The sequence below is a fragment of the Christiangramia forsetii KT0803 genome (assembly GCF_000060345.1).
Taxonomy (GTDB): Bacteria; Bacteroidota; Bacteroidia; order Flavobacteriales; family Flavobacteriaceae; genus Christiangramia; species Christiangramia forsetii.
Map to the genome: position 1 here is coordinate 1,381,417 of NC_008571.1, position 25,399 is coordinate 1,406,815.

Below are 25,399 nucleotides of genomic sequence, written 5' to 3' on the forward strand. Positions count from 1 at the left end.
AAAAATATAAAGATGAAAAAATATAGTATATACATAGGAATATTGATTGGTGGGCTGGTATTGGGATATTTAATATTCAGTAATGGCTCATCAGACACAAATTTGGAAAGCACCAAAGTGTTGGAAGGTTCGGAAGGACATGACCATGAAGATGAAAATGGAGAAACACAGATGTGGACCTGCTCTATGCACCCCCAAATTATGTTGCCTGAACCAGGGGACTGCCCAATTTGCGGGATGGATTTGATCCCTGCGGAAGAAGGTGCCGGTGGCTTGACCACAGATCAGTTCACCATGACCGAAAATGCCCTGGCATTGGCCAATATCCAAACCACACAGGTTGGGGGTGCCAGGATTGAAAATAATACGCTGGTGCTTTCAGGTAAGATTATGGAAAACGAAGAATTAAACGCCGTACAGGTATCTTACTTTGCGGGAAGGATAGAAAAACTCTATGTGAATTTTACTGGGGAACAGGTAAACAGAGGACAGTTGCTGGCCACCATTTATTCCCCGGAACTGGTTTCCGCACAACAGGAATTGCTTACGGCGGCTTCTTTGCGGGAATCCCAACCTGAACTTTATAAAGCGGTAAGGAATAAGCTCAAGCTTTGGAAGCTATCCGATAAACAGATTAATAGTATTGAAGAAGCGGGAAGTGTTATAGAAAATTTCCCGGTATATGCAACGGTTTCAGGAACGGTAACAGAAAAAATGGCGCAGGAAGGGGATTATATCAAACAGGGACAGCCTTTATATAAAATAGCGAACTTAAGCTCTGTATGGGCTATGTTCGATGCGTACGAAAATCAAATTTCCGGCTTAGATAAAGGCCAAGAAATTCAGATTACCACCAATTCTTACCCGGATAAAGAATTTAACGCGAAAATTTCATTTATAGATCCCGTTTTAAATACCGGCACACGAACTGTCATGATACGTACAGAGCTTAACAATAAGAATGGATTGTTGAAACCGGGGATGTTCGTCCAGGGGAAAGTAAAAGGCATAAGCAGCCCTACAAACGAGATGGTTGCGATTCCACAAAGTGCTGTGCTCTGGACTGGGGAACGTTCGGTGGTTTATGTAAAAGCCAACAATGAGGAACCTGTTTTTGAACTTAGGGAAATAAAGCTGGGCAATATGAGGGGTGATCAATATGAGGTCCTTTCCGGTTTGCAAAACGGCGAACAGGTTGTTACCAACGGAACATTTACCGTAGATGCAGCAGCGCAATTAAAAGGAAAGAAATCTATGATGAGCCCAGAAGGGGGAACCGCCGGAGGATCAATGCCCGGGATGGATATGGGCAATAATGCGGCGAAAGAAAATAATAGCCAGGTTAAGGGCCAGGTAAGTACCGAGAAATTCCTGGAAGGCCAGGCTTATGATTTTAGGGTGGAAACACCAGATTCCTTCAGGAAACAACTTGATGCAGTGATCCACGCCTACCTGTCCCTGAAGGATGGTTTAGTTGAAGCTGATGAGAAGGCCACCTTTAAATACAGCACCCAGTTATATGAAGCACTGCAGGATATAGACGGGAGTGTTTTAAAAGGTAAAGCAAAAGCCTTTTGGGAGGAGAAAAAAAACTTTTTAATGAAACATGCAAAACTCTGCAAAGAAGCTTCAACTATAGCAGGAAAACGGGAAAATTTTATCTACCTGTCGCAGCCGCTTATAAAAGTAGTGGAAGTCTACGGCCCCGGTGATGAAACTCTCTATATAGATTTTTGCCCTATGGCCAATAACAATAAAGGAGCTTTTTGGCTAAGTGCAAGTAAGAATATTCAGAATCCGTTTATGAATGAAGGAATGCGCAGCTGTGGGGAAGTAAAACAGGAAATAGTACCCAATAAATAATCATTAATAATGCCAAATGAAAATGAATGCTGAATTTCACATAAAAAATATGGTTTGTCGCAGTTGCGCAACCGTAATTAAAAATGCCCTTGAAAATAAAAAGATTAAGGTTATTGAAATTGAACTGGGCCGATTGGTGATTGAAACAGATAAGGTTTCTGTGATTAAAGAGCAATTAACAGAAATACTTAGAGCTAATGATTTTGATATTATAGATACACCCGAAGATAAGCTTGTAGAACAAATAAAAGTAAAGCTTATCGATCTTGTAAATTCGATACCTGCTCGTTTAGAAACAAAACTGTCTGTTTACCTACAGAAAAAGTTACATCAGGATTATACGACTATAAGTAAAATCTTTTCTTATAATCAGCAGATAACAATAGAAAAATATTATATAAAATTAAAAGTGGAAAAAGTAAAAGAGTTGATACATTCTCAGGAACATAATTTTACTGAAATATCACAAATGTTAGGCTATAGCAGTCTTGGACATCTTAGTACACAGTTTAAAACTGAAACCGGGATGAGCCTATCTCAGTATAAAGAGGTAGGGGCAGAAATTAGGAGTTCCTTAAACCGAATTTTATAAACATCTCCCAAGATTTTAGAAATACAAAAGTTTAAATATCAGTAATTTAGTAATATAATGAATTAATAAAATTATGAAAATAGTAAAAATAAGCATGCTAGCATTAATGTCATTCTCGTTATTAAGTTTTACAACTTCTTGTGATGATAATAAAGGCAATCAGGAGATGGAAATGATGGAAAATATGCTGTTGCAGGAAAACAGTGGAATGATGGGAAATGATAATACATCTAATTCAGATGGAGTTCAGGATTCAGAATTTGCATCAATTATGTCTTCCTATATCGCTATTAAATATGCCTTAATTGCAGATGATGCGAGCAGGGCACAAGAAGAAGCCGAAAAATTGGTCAAAAAGAGTCCAGGTTTAGAAAGATCAGCCAAGGCTATCGCAGAGACTGATAATATCGAGAAACAAAGGGAATATTTTAGTGAAATGTCCACAGTTTTATATCAAATGGCAAAAAATAATGATATAGATGGTTCAGTTTACTGGAACCACTGTCCAATGGCATTAAACGGTCAGGGCGCAAACTGGTTAAGTCAAAACGAAAAAATACAAAATCCTTATATGGGGCAAAAAATGCCCGGTTGTGGTTCTGTTCAGGAAACAATCACCAATTAATATTTTAAAAAAGTCCTGCAAAAGAGCTGTAAAGATGATATGGTTAGCATTCTTTCAGCTCTTTATGTGGGCACAAGAAATTAGTTAAATTCAAAAATATAAAAGTTATGAAAAAGGTATTAAGAACTGCACTGTTAACAGGTGTATTTATGATTGGAGCCATTACGATCCAGGCCCAGGAAAAAAATGACACTGCAATGAAAAAGATGTTGCAGGATGATCAAAAAAAAGAACAGATTTACAGCGCTATATTGGATGATTCGGAAATGAAAAAGGAAATGATGCAGCGTATGATGAAGGAGGCTAAAAAAGACTCTACCTCCTGCAAAATGATGGGCAATATGATGATGAAGGATGGCCATATGCAGGATATGATGATGGGAAAAATGATGGATGGCGCCTCGAAAGATGATGGGATGTGCAAGAAGATGTGTATGATGATGATGAAGGATGGCAAGATGATGAAGATGATGGATAATATGAAGGAGAAGGATGGGAAATCTATGGATTCCAAGGATAAAATGGGTGCCTCCAATCAGGAAGAACACAATTCACAGATGCATAAAAATAACTAATAAGTACAGGTAAGTACAGGGGGATATGATGAAATGGATGATAACAGGATGTCTGTTGATAGTCATAACCTCCTTTATCTGGCCATTTCTAGGTATTCAGGACTATGGCAGGTGGCTTTTCTTTGGCCTAATTTTCCTGTCTTGTCAGCTGCCTATGTTATTGATGAAAAAAAACAAGAAAAATGAGGGAAGTTAAAGCGTTTATCCGAGAAAAAAGAGCCAATGAGGTGATGCAGGCATTGCGTACTGAAGGTTTTGAAAGCCTAACGGTTTCTGAGGCTGAAGGTACCGGAAGATATACTCAAAGAAAAGATTCTCCATCCCTTAGGTTTCCTCTTGCCCATAGCAAAATGTCTAAGTTGGAAATTGTCTGCAGGAAAGAAGATGTGCCAAAGATCGTGCAGGTGATCCATCAGAACGGCGGTAAGGGTGAAAAAGGGGAAGGGCTCATTTACGTGTCTGAAGTACTTGAAATTTATAAGGTAAGAACTGGAGAATTAAGCAAAGAGGATATATAGAATAATCAAATATGGACCAACCGGCAATAAAAACAGACAAGGAAATAATTGTAGTAAGTGGCAGTAGTGGCCTTATTGGTACAACTCTCATCAACAAACTGGCAGAAAAATACCTTATAATCGGGCTGGACAATATAGGATATCCTTTTCCGCCCATTACAGCAGAATGTGTATGTATCGATATCACTTCTGATGAAAGTATGGAAAATGCTTTTGAACGAATACGTTTTGCCTACGGAAATAAAATTGCCTCAGTAATACATCTTGCTGCGTACTATGATTTTTCAGGGGAACCCAGTCCCCTCTATCAAAAAATCACGGTGGAAGGTACAGAACGCCTCTTAAAGGTTCTACAGGGGTTTGAAGTTGAGCAATTTGTCTTTTCCAGTAGCTTGCTGGTGTATGATTCAACTAAACCCGGCATTGACATAACAGAAGAATCCCCGGTGAACCCAAAATGGGATTATCCTCAATCCAAAGTTGATACCGAAAAAATACTCCGTTCTAAAAGAGGTGATATTCCGGTCATGAATTTGAGGATAGCCGGAGTTTACAGCGATGAGGGTGACTCAATCCCTATTACCAACCAAATTCAGCGTATATACGAAAACCAGTTGACCAGTCATTTTTACCCCGGTAAATTTGACCGCGGAAACCCCTATGTTCACCTGGAGGATCTTATTACAGGTTTAATTAAAGCAATAGAAAAAAGGAAAGAATTCTCAGGGATGACCACCATTAACCTGGGCGAGCCCGAAACAATGAGCTTTATTGAGCTACAAAATGAAATTGCATGTTTACTTTTTAATAAAGAATGGAAAACTTATAAGATCCCAAATTTCGTAGCAAAAACCGGAGCCTGGGTACAGGATCTTTTTGGGGATTCCTTTATTAAACCCTGGATGGTCGATTTAACAGATGAGCATATGCAACTGGATATAAGCCGGGCCAATAAATTGCTGGATTGGGAGCCAAAACATAGACTAAAGAATAGCCTGCCTAAGATTATTGAGAATTTAAAGGATCATCCTGTAAAATGGTATAAAGGAAATGATCTCAAATTACCATCAAAACTTAAAGAAAAATAAATTCCATCCACGCTAAACAACTAACCATATGACTAACGACCAGGAATCAGGAAAAATGGGAAAACGCGGAGTTTCACGACCTATGGCCCAAATGGATATGAATTCTTCTAATGGGCATGAAAATCAGCATAACAAGATGGATGATTCCCAGCGGGACAAAATGCTCAAAATGCATCATAAGCAGACCCTTTGGGTTTATTGGTCCCTAATCTTGCTTGGCGTTTGGATGATTGCTTCCCCACTTACTTTTGATTATGGGAAAAATATAGTGGAACCCAGCGGTGGCAGGGATGTTTGGTTATCCCTTGCCGATAGGATTACCGCTATGCGATGGAGTGATATAATTAGTGGGGTTTTGTTGATTTTCTTCGGATGGCGTGCCCTCAGACCAAATAGGCCATATAGTGTTTGGATGGCCTGTTTCATAGGGATATGGATTAGTATGGCGCCACTTATATTTTGGGCCCCCACGGCAGTAGCTTATTATAACGGCACCATGGTAGGTGCCCTGATTATTGCCCTGACGATCCTTATCCCCGGGATGCCCAATATGATAAAGTATATGCATATGGGTGGCGATTTGCCGCCCGGTTGGTCTTACAATCCATCAAGTTGGCCACAGCGGTGGATTATGATTGCGCTGGCATTTGTGGGTTGGGTGGCTTCTCGCTATTTAGGCGCTTTTCAGTTAGGATATGTTGATTATGCCTGGGATCCGTTTTTTGGAGATGGAACCCTGGAAGTGCTAAATTCCGATATGTCACATTCCTGGCCGGTTTCAGATGCTGCGCTGGGAACGTTTGCTTATACCCTGGAATTTTTGATGGGCTTTATGGGGGCCACTTCCCGGTGGCGAACAATGCCCTGGATGGTGACCTTTTTTGGAATTTTGGTAATTCCATTAGGCTTCGTTAGTATATTTTTAGTGGTATCTCAGCCCCTTACCGTGGGCGCCTGGTGTGCCCTTTGTTTATTTACGGCAATAGTGATGCTGCCTATGATCCCATTACAAATTGATGAAGTAATTGCCATGGGGCAACATATGGTCCAACGAAAGAAGAAGGGAGATTCACTATGGAAGGTTTTTTGGAAAGGTGGAGAGGCAATAACACAAAAATCAGACGAACGCTCCCCGGAACTTGCAGAATTTGCAGAAAAGCCGTGGAAGGTATTCAAAGCATCTATATGGGGAATGAGTGCGCCGTGGAAGTTAACGCTATCTACTATTCTTGGTTTAGGATTGATGTTTTATCCTACCGCATTTGGTGTTGATATAGAATCCCCGATGGCCGATCTAAATCATTTGGGAGGTGCATTGGTAGTGGTTGTGGCGGTAGTGGCCATGGCAGAGGTGTTAAGGACCTTCCGTTACCTCAATATAGGAATAGGCCTAGCATTACTTATTATGCCCTGGACAATTTCCGATACAAATATCACGCTTAGCATGCTTACAAGCCTGACCGGTTTTATAGTAATAATGCTTTCCTTTCATAGAGGAGCTATCAGGGAAAATTATGGGTTATGGGATAAGTATATAAAATAGATGGACAACTTTTAAAATATCTGACATGGAGGCTAAGGAACTGGATAGAAGAAAATTTTTAAAATTAGGAAGTACGGGAGCAGCCGTCCTTATTTCCTTTCCTTTTCTGAATGCCTGCAAGGATTCTTCAGCCGAAAATAATAACGATATAAGTGCTGATTTTGAACCGGACCTGGATATTGATCTTACGGCAAAAGAGGTAGAAATTCCTATTCTTGAGGGCAACCCCACAAGGGTCTGGAAATTCGAGGGGAAATTAAATAAAGGAGATTCAGCGGCACTGCAAGAAGATCAAAATAATTATTTGGGCCCTATACTACTTGTACGTAAAGGCCAAAAAGTTAGGATCCGGTTTAAAAATCAACTGCCAGAAGAAAGCATTGTCCATTGGCACGGGATGCACGTACCGGAAAAATTTGATGGACACCCCAAGGATGTTATAAATAACGGGGAAACCTATGTTTACGAATTTGAAATTATGAACCGTGCTGGCACCTACTGGTTCCACCCCCATCCCCACGGCCGAACTGGCCCACAGGTATATAACGGACTGGCCGGGATGCTCCTTGTTACAGATGAAGAAGAGGAAAAACTGGACTTGCCAAAAGGAGAATTTGATGTTCCGGTTATAATTCAGGATAGGAAGTTTGACGAAAACAACCAGTTGGTTTATTTAGACAGGGGTAGAATGGACCAGATGATGGGTTTCCTTGGTAACCGGATTTTTATCAATGGAAAGCCAGATAAAGAATTACCCTTAAAATCAGGTTGTACCTATCGATTGCGTTTTTTAAATGCTTCTAATTCCCGCTTTTACAAATTGGGTTGGGAAGATGGAAGCCCCCTAATGGTTATTGGTATCGATGGTAGCCTTTTAGAACGACCAAGATCAATGCCATACATAATGTTGGGTGTGGCAAAGCGTGCCGATATTTGGCTGGATTTAAAGAATATACCTGTAGGTACCCGCTTTACCTTAAAAAGCCTTCCCTTTTCTGCGGGAATGATGAATATGGGAATGATGGGAGGCATGGCTAGCGATCTACCCCTGGGCAGTGAGTATTCTGTTCTCAATATCAATGTAGATGAACAGGGAAGCAATACAAATGAGCTGCCGGACAAATTGGCTGTTTTTAACAAAATTAATCCTTCGGAAGCCATTAATAGGGATAACCCAAGAACCTTCAAATTCTTTATGCAACGCATGGAATGGACCATCGATGGAAGAACCTGGGAAACAACCGGGGTTACTGAAGAAGAAACTGTAAAACTCAATACGACGGAAATCTGGAATTTAGTAAATACTGGTGGAGGTATGATGAGTGATGGAGGAATGATGAAAGGAAAAGGAATGATGGGTGGGGGAATGATGCAAATGCCTCATCCCATTCATATACATCAGGTACAATTTAATATTTTGGAACGGGACCCTTCTGAAATGGACGAAGATGTCTGGAATTCCGTAAAGGATGGGTTAATAGATGATGGTTGGCAGGATACGGTATTACTAATGCCCGGAATGAAAATTAAAATCATTATGCGTTTCAAGAACTTTAAAGGTTTGTTCCTGTATCACTGTCATAATTTGGAGCATGAAGATATGGGGATGATGCGTAATTATAAAATTGAATAAATAAATTGAGAAATATGGGAAATATGGAAATGGATGGGTTTTGTTGGATGTGTGCCGCAGTTTGGATAGGAGGAATCATTTTAGCGGCCCTGATTATCTATCTTCTAATTAAGCTTATCAGGAAAAACAGGAATTCCTAATATGGAAGGTTTTAAATGGGCGGTTTTAATTTTGCCCGGGGTTTCATTGTTAGGGGTCATTTTATTGTATTTCTATTTTAAAAATACGGTAAAGGATAAAGTTGCTTACAGGTACTACATATGGACCATTGCACTTACGGCTTTCTTTTTAAATTTAGTTTGGGAGCTATTGCACGGGCCTTTATATGAAGGATATCAGTATGATTGGCCACACATCAGGATGTGTTTAGTAGCATCGGTTACAGATATGTTGACCCTTCTGATTATGCTGTTTGGATTTGGGTTGTTCTATAAAAACATTTATTGGGCACAAAATCTGAGTTTTGATAAGATCCTGTTGATTGTGATAACGGGAGGTACTGGAACAACTCTTCTGGAGCGTTGGCATATCGCCACCGGACAATGGGAATATGCTGCAGCAATGCCAATGGTGCCGTTTGTGGAAGTGGGGCTTACTCCCTTATTGCAATTTACAATCCTTCCTATCATCATTTTCATAATTGGAAAAGCACTCTCAATACAAAAATTATAGAAATCAGAAATTAATTGAGATGAAGGGAAAACGGACATATAAAAGAAAATTAAAAAAACAAAAAAAAACTCAAAAGAATAAGATAACGCAAAAGGACAAACTAATAGCATTATTAGCTTTTTTCGGAATTTTTTTGACTGCAGCTTATCTTGCACTTCAGATGCTATTTATGGGTGATTAATAACCCGATACCTATCCCCAGAAAGTGATTAGGATAATAGTTAGAAAGATTTTTCTTCAATGTAAATTAAAAATTTTTCATTCAACGGAAGTTTGAAAAGCTGTACACATCTATTATTAATATATAAGTAGTTCTATGATTCAAATCAGTGGTAGACACAGGATTAGATATATCGCGCTCAATCATTTTACTAAAGATTGATGATTCCAAAATATATTATTTTAAATCCACCGAAAACGCGAAAGCCTTTATTCAGAAGAAAAAAAATGACTCATAATATGTTATCACAGGTTCAGGCGAAATATTCATAAACAATATGAAATTGAAAAAGCACTTTAAAATTTTTCTCATGTTAGTTTTCTTAGGAGGAGGTCTTATCTCTTGTAAAAGCAAAGAGGAAAAATTACCAATTCTTGGGAGCACAGAACCTATTAATAATGGAAAAGATACAATTTATCATAAAATACCGGATTTTAGTTTTACCGATCAAAATGGGAAAACTATTACTGCGAAAACCTTTGAAAATAAGATATATGTAGCAGATTTCTTTTTTACCTCCTGTACTACTATCTGTCCGGTTATGGGGAAAGAAATGCAAAGGCTATATGAAAAATATAAAGGAAATGAAAAAATTGCCTTTCTATCACATAGTATAGATCCTGCACATGATAGTGTACCGGTACTAAAAGAATATTCAGAAGATTTAGGTGTAGATAACCACCAATGGCATTTTGTAACAGGGGAACAAGAGGCTATTTTCAATATGGCTCAAAATCACTATATGATCAGTGCTATGAGAGATTCAACGCTTCCCGACGGGGTGCTTCATAGCGGTGCTTTTATTCTGGTAGATAGCCAAAAACGGATAAGAGGGTATTATGACGGTACAAGTAAAAAAGAAGTAGATAAATTGATTTCTGATATTTCCATACTGCTACAGCATAATTAACTTTAAAGTCCTGGGGAGGGAAGGAAAAGCTTTTCATTGAGCTGTTAGTTAGTTAAAAATTTCCTTTTCAGGCATTTTAAATAAAAATAATATGAAACATACTTACCATATCCACGGGATGACCTGCGACGGTTGTAGAACCCACGTTGAAAATACCCTTTCAAAAGTTGAAGGGGTTACCAATGCTTCTGTAGATTTAGAAAAAGGAGAGGCATCTATCGAAATGGAATCTCATATTCCCATTAGTAAGTTTCAGAAGGCACTTAAACGTGATGGTGGGCAATACAGCATTCACCAAAATGGGGAACACCATCATACTGAAGAAATGAAGAGCGCCGAAAAACCCAAGGGGGAAAAGACAGGAATTTATTATTGCCCGATGCATTGCGAGGGAGACAAAACCTACGACCAACCAGGTGATTGTCCTGTATGCGGAATGGATCTGGTAGAGGAACAAAGCCTTTCTGCCAATTCTTCAACACAATATACCTGCCCGATGCACCCCGAAATTGTAAAGGACGAACCGGGAGATTGTCCCATTTGCGGAATGGACCTGGTGCCCATGGAACCGGATATATCTACAGAGGAAAAAAATTATAAAAAGCTACTAAAAAAGTTTTGGATTGCAGTGCTGTTTACAGTCCCCATATTAATTATTGCAATGTCTGAATTGCTCCAGAATAATCCTCTGGAAGGGCTTTTGGAGGTGGAAGTTTGGAACTGGATTCAACTCGCTTTATCCCTGCCGGTGGTTTTTTATGCAACCTGGATGTTTTTTGAACGTGCGTGGCATTCCATAAAAACCTGGAACCTTAATATGTTTACCCTTATTGGGATCGGCACCGGCGTAGCCTGGTTATTTAGTGTTTTTGGGATGTTGTTTCCCGACTTTTTCCCGGCTCAGTTTAAAACCGAGGCAGGAACCGTTTTTGTTTACTATGAAGTTGCCACGGTTATCTTGGCCCTGGTAATGTTAGGACAGGTATTGGAGGCCAGGGCACATAGCAAAACTAATTCAGCAGTAAAGGAATTGTTGAAATTAGCACCTAACAAGGCAATTAAAGTCGTTGATGGGCAGGATATAGAAGTATCTATCGATAGTATTGAAATAGGCGATACGCTTCGGGTAAAACCGGGGGACAAAATACCGGTGGATGGCGTAATTACCGAAGGGGAAACCTCTGTAGATGAGTCCATGATAACCGGTGAGCCTATACCCGTAAGTAAAACCATGGATAATAAGGTTAGTAGCGGTACAATAAACGGCAACCAGTCATTTTTGATGAAAGCAGAAAAAGTAGGATCTGATACCTTATTATCCCAAATAATAAAAATGGTTAATGATGCGAGTCGAAGCAAGGCGCCCATCCAAAAACTGGCCGATACGGTCTCTGGCTATTTTGTACCTGTAGTTGTTATTATTGCGGTGATTACTTTTGCGATTTGGGCAATTTGGGGGCCAGAGCCTGCCTATGTATATGCATTGGTAAATGCCATTGCAGTACTGATTATTGCCTGTCCCTGTGCACTTGGTCTTGCTACCCCTATGTCTATTATGGTAGGTGTGGGTAAGGGAGCGCAGAACGGTGTGCTGGTAAAAAATGCGGAAGCCTTAGAAAAAATGGACAAAGTAGATACCCTCATCGTCGATAAGACGGGAACCATTACCGAGGGAAAACCTACCGTAGAAACTGTAGGGGCTTTTAAAGGAGGGCTCAATGAAAAAGAAGTATTGCAATACATTGTTTCTCTCAATAATTTAAGTGAACATCCTCTCGCAGAAGCAACAGTAAAATATGGTAAAGAACAAAAAGCAGAATTTTTAAAGGCCGATGGCTTCAATGCGGTTACCGGAAAAGGGGTTGAAGGTAAAGTAAACGGTAAAAAGTTGGCATTGGGCAACGTAAAAATGATGGAGAAGGCTGATGCTGCACTTTCCGAAGAAATGATAGAAGAAGCTCAATCCTTTCAAAAAGAGGGGAAGACGGTTTCATATCTCAGCGTTGCTGGAAAGGTTGCCGGTTATGTTGTTATAGGTGATAAAATTAAAAAAACAAGTGCCAATGCCATCAAAGAACTTCAGGATAAAGGCATAGCTGTGATAATGCTTACAGGTGATAACCACGACACGGCACAAGCCGTGGCCGGCGAGCTAAACCTTGCAGATTTTAAAGCCAGTATGCTCCCTGAAAATAAGTTACAGGAAGTAGAAAAACTACAGAATCAGGGTAAAGTGGTGGCTATGGCAGGTGATGGCATTAATGATGCCCCGGCATTGGCAAAAAGTGATGTAGGGATTGCAATGGGTACGGGTACTGATGTGGCCATTGAAAGTGCAGCCATTACTTTGGTAAAAGGGGATTTACAGGGAATCGTGAAAGCCCGTCATTTGAGTGATGCCGTTATGAAAAATATCAAACAGAACCTGTTTTTTGCTTTTATCTATAATACCATTGGTGTTCCTGTTGCAGCCGGAATTTTATTTCCCTTTTTCGGTATATTATTATCTCCTATGATTGCCGCTGCAGCTATGAGCTTGAGCTCAGTTTCAGTAATTGCCAACGCATTAAGATTGCGAACAAAAAAAATAGAATAAATAAATTAATATATATATATATATACAAGCCTTTAAGTTATTCCTGTGCAATTGTAAGAAATGAAAAAATGACCTTTGCTGCGCCGGAACATGACCCAATGCGATCCTTCGCTTTTTTGGTAAGTGATACAATAGAAAACAGTAATCCTTTATTCCTGAGACCAGGCATTCTTTTAGAGAGAGGAGGGAGATTTAAAAATAAGTAAGTTTAATTATAAAATAGTAGTAAAGATGAATTTTCAAAAATGGATTTTAGTAGTAATACTCTTAATTCTATCCCGATCGGTTTACCCTTGCGATATACAAGGACATGAGTTGAATTACGGATATATACAGACGAAAGGACTAAGTGGTCCTTTTAGTCCTACCGGAAAAGCCTTATCAGTTCTGCCCGCTTTTTTAGGGAGTTATATTGAAATAAAAAACGCCCTCATTGAAGATCATTATGTACAGGCCAAAAATGCCGCTGCCGGAATGGAAAAAAACCTGGAGAACAGTAATTTGAAAGAGAAGGAACAGGTACAATTAAGGGCAACAATAAAAGAATTGATCCTTGCAGGTGATATTAACGACCAGCGAATTGCATTTGCCGTACTTTCTGAACAACTATATCAAATACTCCCGGCTATAGACTTTGGGAGCGAAGCGCTCTTTTGGCAGAATTGCCCTATGGCCCTCGGCGGCAGGGGAGGAAATTGGATTAGCCTGGAAGAACAGGTGAAAAATCCTTTTATGGGACAGCGTATGCCTTCCTGCGGCACTGCACTTGAAAAACTAATGAGGTAAAGGACTGCCAAGAGAATGAGATTTTCTTCGCCCTCTTGGTAGTAGGATAAAGGGTAATTATTGTAAATCCATAACCCAGAAGGCAATCTGTTATAAAGATTTTTTAAGGCATTCAGTTTTTTTGGACCGAATGGGATGCAGTTGAAACACCTTAATGCGCTAAACAGTAAAATAGCAGGAAGTAAGTAAATCTGTTGCTTTTACTGCTATATTGTTAAGCACTTAATAATCTGGAAAATATTAAATGGAAACCGAAATAAATTCAAAATGCAATGGCTTCTCTTAATCAGGCAGAATTTGAAAATAAACAACTGGATATAAATTCCTTACCTCGATTTACTGAAGTGGAATTCTATCCCCTCGATACTAAGTATCTTATTAAGTTAAATATTCTGTCTGGTATTGGAGCATTAATAGTTGTGGGAGCTTTAATTGTGGGGTACTTTCTTATGAAAGAATACAAAATTTTAATCCTTTGGTCTGCAATTCTTTTCTTACCGCTTTTCTTATGGTTAATCTATCGTAATTTTGAGCTACAGAAAAGAAATGGATATGCTATAAGAGAAAGAGATATAATTTTTAAAAGAGGTTTTCTCCATGAGAAAATAACAATTGTACCATTCAATAGGGTGCAACATGTTTCGGCTAGAAAAGATTTATTGGATAAATTCTTGGGAATTTCATCTTTGACAATTTTTTCTGCAGGAGGTTCAGCCAGTGACGTTACTATTTCCGGACTTCTTGCGAGAAATGCGGAAGTACTAAAAGAAGCTATCTCAAAAAGGGTGTCTTCTAATGAATAGCAGTAACTTCCATGAGCCACAGAGGCAATCTAAAATAGGAGTGATACTTGTTTTTGGGAACAGCCTATATCATCTTTTAAAGAATTTATGGTTTTTGGTGATCTATTTTTTTATGAACGAATTAGATTCTCAAACAATCATCAATTCTACTATTGGGGCTACCATAATTTTTATTTTGGCTTTTGCTTATAGTATCCTTTATTTTTGGAGGTTTGTTTTCTATATTGATCCTAAGACTGAGGAATTTGTACTTCAAAAAGGGGTTATCAATTCGAAAACTATAAGCCTCCCTTTTCATAAAATCCAGCAGGTCAATCTTAAGAGAAATCTTGTGCAACGATTAATAGGTGTCTATAGTGTTTTAATCGATACTGCCGGGAGCAAAGAAAAAGAGGTGGAAATAAAGGCTTTATCCAGGATAAAGGCCGAGCAACTTGCAGAACTTCTTATAAGTTATTCCCGGCTGGAAGAAAACATAAAGGAAGTAGAAATAGAAGGAAAAGCAGCTATAGACTGGCATTTTTCTTTGAACACTTTCCAGCTTCTAAAGCTCGGGTTAATTAGCAATTATATACGCGGCCTACTACTGCTGATCACATTCTACATAACTCTTAAAGATCAGTTTTTCTTAAATAAATTCATCCCTCCCGAATTCATGATGGAACCAAGTTTAGACTCTCCTTTAAGCGTCTGGAAAATTATACTGCTGTTATTGGCGATAATTACAGTCACTGTAGCGGACACCTTCATTAAATATTACGGCCTTCGTCTTAAAAAATCAAATTCAGGGCTACAGATAGAAATGGGGCTTCGGAAAAATAAAAAGGTGAGCTTAAAAGCAAAAAGGGTACAGACTATTGAAATTTTGAACAATCCTTTTCAACAAAAGCTTGATCTCCAAAAGGTCAAATTTTTCTTGGCAAGCAGCCCGAATGATCCTGAGAAAAGTATTATTACCATTCCCGGTATTTCCCAAGAACTTTTGTCAAAGGTCCTTGGGTATATGCATGTTAATCCAATAAAGAAACAGCTTACTCAAATCATTCCTAATAAGTTACTTATTTTTAAAAAGATCAGTGTAGGATTTTTACCCTTGCTCCTTATTCCTATTATATCAAAATTTTACAATCTCGATTTATCTTTAAAATGGGTGATCATCACTATATCAATTTATTCAGTTATTCTCTTCGGATATCAACTTCTATATTATAGATCTTTGCGCCTAAGTTTTTCGGAGGAATTTATTTTGAAAAATTCAGGTGTATGGGAAAAAAAACAGCAGTACCTGGAAATTTGGAAATTACAAGCTGTTTCAATGTCGCAACCACTCTGGTATAGAAAGAAAAATCTGGTAAATCTCATCTTCCATTCAGCGGGAGGAGATGTTCGCTTCGAGCTGATAGACCGAAATAAAGCAGAATCCTTAATGGATTACGTACTCTATAAAATTGAAAGTACCTCCAAAGGATGGATGTAGTGTCAAACCAGGAAATATAATTTAGAGGAATATGGACAGGATGAGAGATTATATTATCGTATGAAGAAAAACCTTTTAGAAATGGTAGCAGTGATTTAGTATTTCTGGGATTAAGGGATATTGATCTTAATTGGACTATATTAAAAACCGATACACGTCTTTTCAATAGATAGCTATGTCGAATCGCTAATTAATTAGGCATCAATAAAAATCATACCATTTATTTTGCATGGAATTATTTTCAGGTATAAAATTCCTGTACAAATGTCAAAAAAATCGTAGCGCCATTCCTTTGTTACTATATCTATGATGTATCAGTCCTTATATCACAAATAGATTCTTTGTATATACCTTTGTTAATGATCGTTTACATATTTCTTGAGAAACTGCTCCAATTCCGGTACATCACATTCAAAACCCATTTCTTCAGCCTGTTTAATCACTTCTTCCCCGGACATATCCTTCTGGCACCCAATATGCATCATTACAAAGGCGCCTGAACGTTTTCCTGATTTGCAATGAACCAAGATTGGTTTTGGAAGAGATTCAAGCTCCTGTCGGAAATTATTAACGATTGCTTCTGATAAGTTATCCTTAGATATACCAATATGTTTGTATTCAAGGTTAAGCTTCTTAGCCAGCTCTTTTTCTTTCTCTTGGGAAACATTTTGCTCTTCTTCATCGGTCTGCAAATTAATAACCGACTTAAAACCCTTATCAGCAAAAGTTTTAAAGCTGTTTTCATTCGGATCATATGCTGCCACCGAAATTTCATCATTTACTTTTTTGATTTCATTTTCCATAATTTCTTACTTTTTTTGATATTGTGATTTATTTTCAATTGATAAGTCCGCAGCCTTCCATGCCTTAAAACTACCCGGAATGCTATTCACATTCTGAAATCCATTTTTTTGTAAAAGACTGGCCGCAATGCTGGCTCTATAGCCGCTGGCGCAATACACGGCAAATTTTTGTTTTTTATTTAAGGTACTTATCTTATCAGAGAGTTCGCCAAGAAAAATATGCCTGGCATCAGGTATGTATCCATTTTGCCATTCCTTATCCCTGCGTACATCCAATGGCTGATATTGCCCATTATTTTGACTGAGTTCATGTACACTGAGTTGAGGCAATTTTTTAATTCGTTTACCCGATTCCTGCCAACTACGCATGTTCCCTGCCAGATAACCCTTAAAATTGGTATGTCCGGTGCGCCAGAGCAGCGTTACGACCTGCTCTAGATCTTTATCTTCAGGCAAGACCAGTAGAATAGGAGCTTCTGTATCTATCAACCAACCGGCCCAAACCGACAGAATGGGACGTTGTCCTATGTTGAAAGCCCCTTCTATATGCCCGCCTCCAAAAGCCAGCATATCGCGGGTATCTATAATGATCGTATCAGGGTTCTTCATTTCTTTTTCAAAATCTTCTACGCTTAAAGACCTTACTGGTGGTAAATGGCCGAAAGTTTTTGGTCCCTTTGCGTTCAGTTTTTTCATCTTTGGATAATGAGTAGGTACTGGAGGCGCACTATCCTGAACAGCTTTTTTAAATTCCTCAATAGTCTCCATCTGCATGAAAGGATTATGCTTCTTCTCGTATCCAATGGTAGTATGCAGTCGGTTACCTATATCAGGACCACAGGCCGAGCCTGCTGCATGGCATGGATAAACAATCACTTCATCTCTCAGTTTGCAGAAAACTTCCCGCATGGTGTTAAAAAGGGCCTGGGTCAATTCATCTGTCTTCTCATCACCCAATAAATCTGGTCGTCCTAAAGAATCAACGAACAGTGAATCCCCAGTTACAATGCCCCAGGGATCTTCTTTGTGCGATTCGTATAATAAATAGGATAAATGTTCGGGTGTATGACCAGGAGTATGCTTAGCCATCATTTTAACTTGACCGAATTCAAACTCATCTCCTTCCCGAACAGGTTCATATGCAAAATCATATGTGGCATCACCTTCAATGCTCACAAAAATTTTAGCGCTTCCTTTGCATCGGGCTTTCAACTGACGAGCCCCACTCATAAAATCTGCATGGATGTGGGTTTCAAAAACATGTGTAAAAGTTACTCCATATTGCCGTGCTTTTTGAAGGTAAATATCGGCATCGGGCCGGGGATCTATAATTGCAGCGCCCCCAGCACTTTCATCACATATAAAATATGAAACCTGAGCGATACCTTCTGCTAATATGGGTTCAAATCTAAAAGCCATAGAATGTATAAAATACAAGTTTGACTATCTAAATTAAGAGTTATAAAGATAAATAAGGTTAAGAAAAATGAAAGGTTTATAGGTATAACAAGAGATTACCACATTCATTGTTAGTTGTTAATGGTTTTAGAATATTTGTTTTTGACACCGTGCTTTTACGATTTGATAATTGATAATCAAAAATAAAGTGAGATACAACTATTATATAAATAAGTGGTCATAATTAGCCCTACTTTTCTACTAAAGAGAATTTTTGGAAAAATTTGATTCAAGTAGCTTTACCTGTAGAAACAGAAAAAAGCCAGAGATTGCGACCATTAATTTCAATGATTCTATAAGTTGTATAGCAGTCAGCACATTACCGCTTCATTTCGCTAAATACTCCATTTTGGGTAAAGAGCTTTCTTAAGAATATCTTGAGCATCCTTTTCATTTTTTCTCTTGATGTATTCGATAAATAATAAGTTGTGCTAATCTTATAGCCTTATTCTATAAACTAAGTAACAAAGGACGCCCGCTTAATAGGAATTCCATTTATTCATTTACTTCACTTCCGGTTGTTTTTTAATTTCAGCATTTCCATTTCCTTCCCGGCCGTTGCTGTCACTACCTTTTTTGTAATGCAAAATACCAATATTTAGAAGTTAGTCCAGACTGCATAAGCTAGTCGCATACTCCTTTTTATAAGTCTTCCCTAATTCTAATTCTTGAAAATGTATCAGCATCAAAAAAGGTAACAGCACACGGCTCTATAAGAAGTAAATCAAATAAAAATCTCATGAAATCATTTCAAAACAACATACCCGGAAGCGAAGTAAAAAAAATCAAAAACAGGAAAACGCCCCGGATATAATAAGTAAATCAATTATTAATTTTTAAATCTTTTAATTATGAGTACGCTTAGAAACAAAGTTCAGTTAATCGGAAATGTGGGACAAACCCCGGAAATCAAAAATCTTGAAAGGGGCAAAAAAGTAGCCAGCTTTTCAATTGCAACCAATGAATTTTATAAAAATTCAAAAGGAGAAAAAGTACAGGATACTCAATGGCACAATGTTGTGGCATGGGGGAAAACCGCTGAAATCGTAGAGAATTATGTGGGCACCGGAAAAGAAATTGCCATTGAAGGTAAATTGACCAATCGATCCTATGAGTCCAAAGAAGGAGAGAAGCGATATGTTACTGAAGTGATAGCCAGTGAAATTCTTCTTTTAGGCAATGGAACTGCTAAGACAGAAAGCCAGCAGTAGTTAATTAAAAGAGGGCGGGTACTTGCTCACGGTAACGCCCTCTTTTTCAATTTTAACCTTAAATCAGATTAAAATGAAAACGAAAGTTAATGAAATATCGATAAAATATCAGGGGAATTTTAAGATCTCTCAGGCGCCTAAAATAAGTTCATCTGTTAATGCTGCTGAACTATTATATAATACCTGGAACAAAGACCAGATCGGCCTGCAGGAAACTTTTAAAGTAGTACTGCTTAATAACGCAAATAAAGTGAAAGGCATTTTTGAAGTTTCCACCGGTGGAATTACGGGGACCCTCGTAGACTTACGAATCTTGTTTGCGGTTATTCTCAAGAGCCTTAGCTGTTCTGTGATCCTTGCTCATTATGTAAAGTAAATTATTATGTAAAGTAATCCTTTGAGTACCCCATAAATATTGAAGTATTTATAAAATTACTTTACATAATAATATTAGAATCTTTTCAGCCAACTAATCAAATTCTCATTTTTTGTCCATACAGGTTCCTCATCTGGATTGATATCCACGTATGCATTTTCCAAGGCTTTGCGCTTTTGTCTGGAATCGGCCCTGGCATAAATCTCTGTGGTCTGAACGGATACATGCCCCAAAATATCTCGGATATATACGAGATTCACACCAGCCTGCAACAAGTGCATGGCCTTGGAATGTCTAAAAGAATGGCAACTAGCCTTGTCGGGGATCAATGTGTTGTCTGCTTTTCTGGCCATATCCATATATTTATGGAGGATATGGTTGATTCCGGCACGCGTAAATTTTTCCTTTCTGCTATTAAAGAAAAGAGGATGTATATTGGCGGTGGGCTGGTCCAATCGATGTTCTTCCATATAATTTTTAAGGTGTATGATCTGCGCGTCTAACATTGGAACAAGCCGTACCCGGTTCCCCTTACCGATGATCTTGATTACAGGAGGCTTTCCCAGTCTTAACCTAGAAGGCGTCAGATCTATGATTTCCTGAACTCTCGCACCGGTATCATAGGTCAGGGACAGCAAAGCCAGATCACGCCTTCCTCTAGTGGTTGTTGTATCGGGCTGTTGCAGAAGTAACCTTATCCCTTCGATTGAAAGATAGGTTATGCTTTCCTTTCGGGTTTTCTTGGACCTGATGGACAGAACCTTTTGGCATTCGTGGAGATTGTCCAGGTTTTCGTACTGCAAGTATCTATAAAAGGAATGGATCGCTGCCAAACGCATATTTCGAGTCGAATCGCTACATTTCCGTTCTTTTTGTATCCAATCAAGGAATTCTATGATCGTTTCCTTTTTGATCTTTGCAAGGGTCAGTTTTTCTACCTTCAAGAGCTTCTCTTTTTCAATAAAATCTAGCAGCAAGACGAATGTATCCCTGTAAGCAGTAATGGTATTAACACTTGCACCTCTTTCGTCAGGAAGATACCTTATAATAAAATCGGATATATACTTTGAAAAATCAGTTGGCTTCATAATTCTTGAATTTAGGGAATACGTCCAAACATATTGCATCTATATCATTGATCAGGTTTGGATACATATTACTGGTTAATCTAACATAATGGTTGGTCGCACCGATGGACTGGTGTCCCAGATAGTTCGAGAGTATCGGCAGTGAGGCATAAAGATCGATACCCGATTCTGCCATTTGAGCAAGCGAGGTGACGGCGAAGGTGTGCCTGAGATCATGTAGGCGTGCGCTGCCCGGTATCCCTGCTCTGTCAAGACATTTTTTGAACCATGCCCTTACGGATTGACCACACTTGTGCCCATTGACCTTGACAAAGAAGTAGCCGGAACTTGTTTTTCTAGAAGGAAGTAGATTCCTATATTCTAGATATTCCCGGCAAACAGATACCAGGGATTGTGAGATAGGTATGATCCTTTGTTTTCCGTTCTTAGAATCCCTCACCAATAAATAACCTTCTTCCAGATTGACATCTTCATCTTTTAGAGCAATGGCCTCTCCCATACGGATTCCAGTACAGTAAAGTAGCCTAATCAGCGTGGGCATACAAATCATACAGGAATTCTTATTTAGCATGCCTATTCTTAATTCATCACAGACCTTGAACAGTAGATGAATCTCTTTCTGCGAATAGATGTAGGGGATAAATGTATTTTTTGGGAAGCGCGGTAATCTAGGAACATATGATGGTATTCCCAGATCACATAGGTAAGAGGAGAACTGTACAAGATGGCTTATTCTTGTATAGCGATAAAACTCGGATTCGTTGGGGCGCCTTTCACTCCATAACCTTGTAAAATCTTTTGTGATTCCCGATGTGGTTTCCTCCCTTTGGTCGGCCAAAGTATCGATTTTGGATAAAATGAATTCACCTGTTGTATACTTAAACCCTAGTTTTCTCTTCAGATCGATGTACTGTCCTATATAAGGGCCATATTTACTATTGTATAGCTTATTCATAAAAAACCCCTCCTTTCTGCTCATAAAAATTGGTAGGTACAGGAGGTACATCGAGCATACATTGCCTCATCGATTTAAGATCGATCCGGAGATAGTACCTGGTGGATTCTGTGCTTTTATGGCCAAAAACTTCTGAGATAATGGGAAGGGCAGTACTTTCTTCCAGCATTCTGAAGCCCAGACTATGGCGCAGGGAATGAGGTCCAAACTTCCTGCCTTTAATATCGATTCCTGCTTTTCTATAAGCTCTTTGCACAACATGGGTAACTACTTGGCTAGTATGGAATTGGGCATAAGGTGCCTTTGCTATCAAGAATACAAACGGGCTCTCAGATTTTGGTCTGCCATATTTCAGATAATCAATCAAGGCATTACCAACATCAGGCAATATCGGGAGCACCAATTCTTTCCCTGTCTTGACTTGTTTTATTTCTATAGTACTGGTATCCCAATGTAGTTCCGTGAACTTCAATCTTGAGATATCAGATGCTCGAAGCCCCAATCTAGCTGCAAAAAGAATAATAGCATAATTGCGTTTTCCCTGTGGGTTAGATCTATCGACAGATACAATCAGCTTTTCAATTTCCTCTTTAGAATATGTCGAAGGTAACTTAGGTTGATCGACAGCCCTGTATCTGGGTATCTTACTGGAATAATCAATAGCCAACAACTTCTGCTGATAAGCATATTTCATAAAACTGCGGAGTGCTAGAATAGTAACTTGTACCACGGTCTTTTTTCGACAATCCAGTTGATTTAGATATCCGAGGATAAAAGCTTGATCGATATCCCCCATGGAACCAATGCTATTTTTATTGCAATATTGCAGGAAGGGGAAAAGGTTTTTCCTATAACCATATAAAGTTGATACGGTCAATCTTTCTTTTAGTCTTTTATGCTCCAAAAATCCGGTAATTGCTCTTCCGATTGCTCCACCAAAAACGATTGGGTCTTCTTTGCGCTGACTCCGAGCAGGTGCGGTTATAATACCTGTATTCTTGAATTCAGTCAACATCCTGGCTCCATGATAGATATATCTTTCATTCTCTGACAGTTTTGGGATACTGCGTCCACCGAGCTTATTCTGGAGTAATGAATTCTCTACCTTTTGGTCATAACGTTCAATATCGTTTAAAACCATGTAATTCTTGATCTCTTTCCAGCCCCACCTATATCTGGCTATAGTACTTAATGAATAAGATAGTTCGGACTCGAGATAATCACCCGCTTTAGACATTAACTCATGGAATTCTTTGATTTGTTTGTTCATAATACAATTATCTTGAATGTGAATAATTTCACTAAATAAATGATTGCACAATGAATTTAAACTGAAAATGAGATATTATTATGTAAAGTAATTTTAAATACTTTCTAACAATAATGGGGGTTTAGCAGCTTCACTTTACATAATAATTTACTTTACATAATGCGCTTTATGCAAAGCTTTACATAATTGTCATAATCATCCGTCAGGGACTTTAAAACCGAGCGAAGCAGATAAACGCCTGACACAAAAAATTACCAAAGCAGCGGAACTGTTAGATATTAAAGTCCTGGATCATTTAATACTGACACCAGATGGTGATTATGTAAGCTTTGCGGATGAAGGTATCCTGTAAACTATTTTTTAATTCCTTATAAAATACCTCTAAAAACTTTAGGGGTATTTTTTTATTCGAATCTCTGGAGTTTTTATTGGCTACCAGTAGTCAACCTTCCTTTTTACTTTCCAAATATGGAAATAAATGATTAATAAAATTAAAATTTTCATCATTCTATAGCATATTAATTTCCTTTTGAAAAAAAATATGCTATATTTAATGAGCTGAACTTCAGCACATAATTTTATGTAAGGTATCCCAATTTTCGACTTTCGCTGATATCCTTACCAATCATAATTTTTTACATAATGGAATTTTATTCCTCAAAATGCAACTGGACATTGGTCCAATTTGTATGAGATTTTTGTCCCGCCTGGCGGGACGAAAAGGAATAGCAAGAGGGTAACGGGCAAAGCCACGTTATATATCTGGTTGTAAACACTAATTAATTGATAATCAATTAATTAAAATTAAATGAATTTCGATTAAGAGCTTTTTGAAGTCATTTTTTCACGGAAAAAACTTCACAGCCCAGTAAAATCAACAAAATTTTCACGGAAAAATGGATAAAGGATATGAAAAAGAAGTATTTAAAAGCATAAGTCTGAAGGCTTCCGTTGCAAAGAAATTCAACAGCTATTGCAAAAAACTTTCTATGTCAAAATCCATGACCTTGCTTTTAATGCTGGAGTTTTTTGAAGATAATGGAATTTCTCCAACGGAATCTATGGGTCCAAAAATGCAAACCCTGGAAAACCTGATCAAGAAAAGGATCAATGGAGTCATCGCTATCTTAAAAGATATTGAGAAAGGACAAACCAAACCAACGGTAGCCATGATGCAATCTTTGTTCCAGGAAGCTGAACCTAAAAAACAACCCCTGATCCTGGAGAAGAAAAATACGGAAGAAAAACAACCCAAATATCAAGAACGAAATCAACAAGACTTATAAATTATTAAAGATGTATATCACCATCACAGCACAAAAATTAGGAGGGAATTATTCTCAGGGTTCAGCCGACTTTGTGGACTATCTGGAAAAGGAAAACCAGGGACTGGATCAGGAGGATAGGGAATACTTCTTTAATCAATATGAGGACCAAGTTTCAGCGGAGGAAGTAGTCCGGGAAATTGATGCCAATACCGCTAAACTGGAAAAAACGGAACCAAGGTTTTATTCTATTACGATAAGCCCTTCAAAATACGAGTTGAACAGGTTGAAAAACAACAGCGAAGATCTAAAAAAATATACTCGTGCAGTGATGAAAGATTATGCGGCTTCTTTTAATCGTGAACTCAATGGCCGACCTGTCAATATTGATGATATAAAATACTACGCCAAAATTGAACATCAACGCTTTTTTAAAGGCACCGATAAACAGGTACAGGAAAATCAGCCCTTTGCTGCCAAAATACTACAGCTTAAAAGTGATATTAAAAAAGTCGAGCGTGGAGAACAACCCGGAAATATTGCCCAGATGAAACGGGAAATCTCTAAACTGGAAAAAGCAGCTCCCCATAAACAAGAGGGGCAACGAATCGTACAGGGAATGGCGAAAGAAGGGAACCAAAGCCATATTCATATTATAGTGAGCCGTAAGGATGCTTCAAATAAATACAGCTTATCTCCCGGTAGCAAATACAAAGCATCGAAGGTTGAGCTAAATGGGAAAATAGTCAAACGGGGTTTTGACCGTGATAAGTTCTTCGGGAAGGCAGAAAAAACATTCGATAAAAACTTTGGGTACCAACGGAATTTTGTGGAAACCTATACCGCCCGGAAAGAGTTTATCCGAAATCCTAATAGCTATTTTTCAACATTGATGAAACTCCCTACCAATGAAAAAGCCATTGCCATGAAAATATTAAAGGAATCGGGAATGCCCTTAATGCCAAACATTCCAACAAATAAAGCCCAGTTGGCACTTAAAGTATTTAACCGATTAAGAAGGGGAGTGGATATAGCAATTAAATCAAGCTCTATTGGAATTTAAATAAAAAGG

At 38.4% G+C, this 25,399-nt stretch carries 23 protein-coding genes and 1 pseudogene; 19 read left to right on the forward strand and 5 right to left on the reverse strand.

Going from position 1 to position 25,399, the window contains the following annotated elements:
* Positions 1–12 precede the first annotated feature (12 nt).
* The 14 genes from GFO_RS06205 to GFO_RS06270 all read left to right on the forward strand — a co-directional run bounded on the left by GFO_RS06205 (position 13) and on the right by GFO_RS06270 (position 15,901).
* Positions 13–1,863 (forward strand): efflux RND transporter periplasmic adaptor subunit, encoded by a 1,851-nt coding sequence (locus GFO_RS06205; protein ID WP_011709220.1) that lies wholly within the window; start codon positions 13–15, stop codon positions 1,861–1,863.
* 16 nt (positions 1,864–1,879) lie between these two features.
* Positions 1,880–2,455: a helix-turn-helix domain-containing protein gene (locus GFO_RS06210; protein ID WP_011709221.1), complete on the forward strand. Its 576-nt coding sequence runs from the start codon at positions 1,880–1,882 to the stop codon at positions 2,453–2,455.
* Between the two features lie 73 nt (positions 2,456–2,528).
* A complete protein-coding gene (locus tag GFO_RS06215; protein ID WP_011709222.1) occupies positions 2,529–3,080 on the forward strand; it encodes a DUF3347 domain-containing protein in 552 nt (183 codons plus the stop codon).
* A 107-nt stretch (positions 3,081–3,187) separates the two neighbouring features.
* Positions 3,188–3,655, forward strand: a complete 468-nt coding sequence (locus GFO_RS06220; protein WP_011709223.1) for a hypothetical protein — start codon at positions 3,188–3,190, stop codon at positions 3,653–3,655.
* 182 nt (positions 3,656–3,837) lie between these two features.
* Positions 3,838–4,173 (forward strand): P-II family nitrogen regulator, encoded by a 336-nt coding sequence (locus GFO_RS06225; RefSeq protein ID WP_011709225.1) that lies wholly within the window; start codon positions 3,838–3,840, stop codon positions 4,171–4,173.
* 11 nt (positions 4,174–4,184) lie between these two features.
* Positions 4,185–5,261, forward strand: a complete 1,077-nt coding sequence (locus GFO_RS06230; RefSeq protein WP_011709226.1) for an NAD-dependent epimerase/dehydratase family protein — start codon at positions 4,185–4,187, stop codon at positions 5,259–5,261.
* A gap of 28 nt (positions 5,262–5,289) precedes the next feature.
* Positions 5,290–6,804 (forward strand): vitamin K epoxide reductase family protein, encoded by a 1,515-nt coding sequence (locus GFO_RS06235; RefSeq protein WP_011709227.1) that lies wholly within the window; start codon positions 5,290–5,292, stop codon positions 6,802–6,804.
* A gap of 25 nt (positions 6,805–6,829) precedes the next feature.
* Positions 6,830–8,437 carry a multicopper oxidase family protein gene (locus tag GFO_RS06240; protein WP_011709228.1) on the forward strand — a complete coding sequence of 536 codons (1,608 nt, stop codon included), beginning with the start codon at positions 6,830–6,832 and terminating at the stop codon, positions 8,435–8,437.
* A gap of 141 nt (positions 8,438–8,578) precedes the next feature.
* The gene (locus GFO_RS06245; protein ID WP_011709229.1) at positions 8,579–9,109 is read left to right on the forward strand and encodes a hypothetical protein; all 531 of its coding nucleotides are present in this window, start codon (positions 8,579–8,581) and stop codon (positions 9,107–9,109) included.
* 530 nt (positions 9,110–9,639) lie between these two features.
* A complete protein-coding gene (locus GFO_RS06250; RefSeq protein WP_148264600.1) occupies positions 9,640–10,239 on the forward strand; it encodes an SCO family protein in 600 nt (199 codons plus the stop codon).
* Positions 10,240–10,330: 91 nt separating this feature from the next.
* Complete coding sequence (locus tag GFO_RS06255; RefSeq protein WP_011709232.1) at positions 10,331–12,835, forward strand: heavy metal translocating P-type ATPase; 2,505 nt, start codon at positions 10,331–10,333, stop codon at positions 12,833–12,835.
* A gap of 231 nt (positions 12,836–13,066) precedes the next feature.
* Positions 13,067–13,621 (forward strand): DUF3347 domain-containing protein, encoded by a 555-nt coding sequence (locus GFO_RS06260; RefSeq protein WP_011709233.1) that lies wholly within the window; start codon positions 13,067–13,069, stop codon positions 13,619–13,621.
* Between the two features lie 272 nt (positions 13,622–13,893).
* On the forward strand, positions 13,894–14,424 hold the full coding sequence (locus GFO_RS06265) for a PH domain-containing protein (protein ID WP_011709234.1): 531 nt from the start codon (positions 13,894–13,896) through the stop codon (positions 14,422–14,424).
* Positions 14,417–15,901: a PH domain-containing protein gene (locus GFO_RS06270; protein ID WP_011709235.1), complete on the forward strand. Its 1,485-nt coding sequence runs from the start codon at positions 14,417–14,419 to the stop codon at positions 15,899–15,901. The genes GFO_RS06265 and GFO_RS06270 overlap by 8 nt, the downstream gene beginning before the upstream one ends.
* Before the next feature lie 356 nt (positions 15,902–16,257).
* Here the strand turns inward: GFO_RS06270 and GFO_RS06275 are convergent, their stop codons facing one another.
* Together GFO_RS06275 and GFO_RS06280 are read right to left on the reverse strand one after the other, a co-directional pair.
* Positions 16,258–16,704 (reverse strand): protein tyrosine phosphatase family protein, encoded by a 447-nt coding sequence (locus GFO_RS06275; protein WP_011709236.1) that lies wholly within the window; start codon positions 16,702–16,704, stop codon positions 16,258–16,260.
* A gap of 6 nt (positions 16,705–16,710) precedes the next feature.
* Complete coding sequence (locus tag GFO_RS06280; RefSeq protein ID WP_041250038.1) at positions 16,711–18,123, reverse strand: MBL fold metallo-hydrolase; 1,413 nt, start codon at positions 18,121–18,123, stop codon at positions 16,711–16,713.
* 890 nt (positions 18,124–19,013) lie between these two features.
* Between GFO_RS06280 and GFO_RS06285 the strand changes: the two genes are divergently transcribed.
* Both GFO_RS06285 and GFO_RS06290 read left to right on the forward strand, forming a co-directional pair.
* Positions 19,014–19,373: a single-stranded DNA-binding protein gene (locus tag GFO_RS06285; protein ID WP_011709239.1), complete on the forward strand. Its 360-nt coding sequence runs from the start codon at positions 19,014–19,016 to the stop codon at positions 19,371–19,373.
* Positions 19,374–19,446: 73 nt separating this feature from the next.
* Complete coding sequence (locus GFO_RS06290; protein WP_041250281.1) at positions 19,447–19,749, forward strand: JAB domain-containing protein; 303 nt, start codon at positions 19,447–19,449, stop codon at positions 19,747–19,749.
* Between the two features lie 74 nt (positions 19,750–19,823).
* Here the strand turns inward: GFO_RS06290 and GFO_RS06295 are convergent, their stop codons facing one another.
* Genes GFO_RS06295 through GFO_RS06305 form a run of 3 tightly spaced genes read right to left on the reverse strand, consistent with a single transcriptional unit; the run spans position 19,824 to position 23,062 of the window.
* Positions 19,824–20,876 carry a site-specific integrase gene (locus GFO_RS06295; RefSeq protein WP_232501936.1) on the reverse strand — a complete coding sequence of 351 codons (1,053 nt, stop codon included), beginning with the start codon at positions 20,874–20,876 and terminating at the stop codon, positions 19,824–19,826.
* A complete protein-coding gene (locus GFO_RS06300; RefSeq protein ID WP_011709120.1) occupies positions 20,824–21,816 on the reverse strand; it encodes a tyrosine-type recombinase/integrase in 993 nt (330 codons plus the stop codon). Before GFO_RS06300 ends, GFO_RS06295 begins: the two co-directional genes overlap by 53 nt.
* Complete coding sequence (locus tag GFO_RS06305; protein WP_011709119.1) at positions 21,785–23,062, reverse strand: tyrosine-type recombinase/integrase; 1,278 nt, start codon at positions 23,060–23,062, stop codon at positions 21,785–21,787. The genes GFO_RS06300 and GFO_RS06305 overlap by 32 nt, the downstream gene beginning before the upstream one ends.
* 184 nt (positions 23,063–23,246) lie before the next feature.
* Between GFO_RS06305 and GFO_RS17450 the strand changes: the two are divergent.
* From GFO_RS17450 to mobB, 3 genes and pseudogenes are all read left to right on the forward strand, one after another.
* Positions 23,247–23,414 (forward strand): annotated as a pseudogene (locus GFO_RS17450) (JAB domain-containing protein); the annotation flags it as partial.
* Between the two features lie 544 nt (positions 23,415–23,958).
* Positions 23,959–24,348, forward strand: a complete 390-nt coding sequence (locus GFO_RS06310) for a BfmA/BtgA family mobilization protein (RefSeq protein ID WP_011709241.1) — start codon at positions 23,959–23,961, stop codon at positions 24,346–24,348.
* Positions 24,349–24,358: 10 nt separating this feature from the next.
* A complete protein-coding gene (gene mobB / locus GFO_RS06315; protein WP_011709242.1) occupies positions 24,359–25,390 on the forward strand; it encodes a MobB family relaxase in 1,032 nt (343 codons plus the stop codon).
* Positions 25,391–25,399: the final 9 nt, after the last annotated feature.